This window comes from Campylobacter ureolyticus (genome assembly GCF_027277485.1).
GTDB lineage: Bacteria > Campylobacterota > Campylobacteria > Campylobacterales > Campylobacteraceae > Campylobacter_B > Campylobacter_B ureolyticus_B.
Genome location: NZ_JAPXGQ010000039.1, coordinates 1 through 1213 on the forward strand (window position 1 = coordinate 1; position 1213 = coordinate 1213).

General features: G+C 29.8%; 2 tRNA genes and 1 rRNA gene. All 3 read right to left on the reverse strand.

The window, feature by feature from the left end:
* Positions 1-626: 626 nt before the first annotated feature.
* Positions 627-703 (reverse strand) — tRNA-Ile (locus O6B72_RS09325).
* A 3-nt stretch (positions 704-706) separates the two neighbouring features.
* Positions 707-782, reverse strand: a tRNA-Ala gene (locus tag O6B72_RS09330).
* 146 nt (positions 783-928) lie between these two features.
* Positions 929-1213: ribosomal RNA gene (locus tag O6B72_RS09335) — 16S ribosomal RNA — on the reverse strand; the annotation flags it as partial.

Below are 1213 nucleotides of genomic sequence, written 5' to 3' on the forward strand. Positions count from 1 at the left end.
CTTCGTATTATATATAGATAGATGTTATCGCTTAATGAAAAGTCTTATTAGAATTATTTATTATGTTGATATTCTAATTCGCATCACTTCCTTGTTAAAGATAAAATAATGATTTATTTTATAATGTTTATATCATATAAATTAAGACGGAAAGAGATTATAAACTATAAAGTAAGTTTTAAAAACTTTATTGTTTCGTGTATAATCTTTAAACTTTTAAATTTGATAACAGTTAAACTTAAAAGATTTGCTTTTATATTTATATAGATATAAAGCTTTAACAAGTCCTGTAAAATTGTTTTATTTTATTAAAACTTTTTGTGACTTTTAACAATGATAATTTAAATAACATTTAGATTATAAAATCTAATTAGAAAATTAACATATAAGAGATAATTGATTTTTATCAACTTTATTGTTTAACTCTCTAATTAAACTTTATAATAAAAAAATAAAGTTTGGTATTTTATCTAATAATACTTATATTTTTATAAAATTAAAAGATAATTTTATAAAAAAACTATCATTTAAAATATAGTTGTTTTTATTATAAAATACTTCTTTGTTAAACTATGTATTTATAAGCTTTGTATAAAAATACTTTTTATATTTTTTATATTTTTTAATGGTGGGCCTGATAAGACTTGAACTTATGACCTCACCCTTATCAGGGGTGCACTCTAACCAGCTGAGCTACAGGCCCTTATGGTGGAGAATAGCGGGATCGAACCGCTGACCTCCTGCGTGCAAAGCAGGCGCTCTCCCAGCTGAGCTAATTCCCCTTTAGCTCTATTACTAATTTTAAAACAATCTCTGAAAACTAAACAAGGATGATTGAGTTAGTTGTCTATTACACTATAAGTATAAATATTAATACTTATATCTTTCTTATAGATATCTTGTGAGAGAATATCTATTTGTACTCTAGAAAGGAGGTGATCCAACCGCAGGTTCTCCTACGGTTACCTTGTTACGACTTCACCCCAGTTACTGATTCCACTGTGGAAGGTAGCTATTTTAGCATCCCTGCTTCGAGTGAGATCAACTTCCATGGTGTGACGGGCGGTGAGTACAAGACCCGGGAACGTATTCACCGTAGCATGGCTGATCTACGATTACTAGCGATTCCGGCTTCATGGGGTCGAGTTGCAGACCCCAATCCGAACTGGGACATATTTTATAGATTTGCTCCATCTTGCGATATTGCGTCTTA